General features: G+C 62.4%; 1 protein-coding gene. It reads right to left on the reverse strand.

Going from position 1 to position 622, the window contains the following annotated elements; translation table 11 throughout:
* Positions 1–266: ABC transporter substrate-binding protein (locus J8I82_RS37905; RefSeq protein ID WP_209765771.1), on the reverse strand; the 266-nt coding region annotated here is incomplete at its 3' end.
* Between the last annotated feature and the right edge of the window lie 356 nt (positions 267–622).

Consider the following 622-nt stretch of genomic DNA (forward strand, 5'->3'; position numbering starts at 1 on the left):
TGCACCTTGCGCACCGCGGTGGCAGGCTTGCCTTCGGTGTCGAGCACGCTGTAGCGCAGCGGCCGGCCCAGCACCTGGCCGTACTGGTCAAGAGCGAGCCGCATGCCCAGGTCGGCAAACTTTCCGTTGGCGGCGAAGGCGCCCGACATGGGCACGGGGCAGCCGAATTCCAGGGCCTCGCCGGCGGCAAAGGCGCTACGGCCATGGATCAGGGAGGTGGGAACGGCAGACAGCGCCGCCAGTTTCAGCAGGTCACGACGGTTCAAGGCTCACTCCTCGGTATGTGGGGATTGGGCTGCACGGGGCGAAAGTCTGGACAACGCCATGTCCCTGGCGCGACACCGTCTCCCCGACTGGTGACTTTCGCCCGGCGCCAACAGTGACCGAGCAAGAATCGAACCTGTTTATTCTATTTATACGTATAAATAGAATAGAATCATCTTAGGAGTCGGTCGGAATCGTTGTCAACAAAGGGAAAGTCAGGGTTTACGCACCCTCCGCGCAGGGTGGCCAGAGAGTCCGATCACCCCTTCGATTCCACGACAGGCAGGCTGCGGAAACGGTGCAGGCATGCCAGCCAACCAGGCAGCATGCACAGAGAGGGGGCAATCCGGCGGCGCGC

It is taken from the genome of Cupriavidus consociatus (assembly GCF_017814975.1).
Taxonomy (GTDB): Bacteria; Pseudomonadota; Gammaproteobacteria; order Burkholderiales; family Burkholderiaceae; genus Cupriavidus; species Cupriavidus consociatus.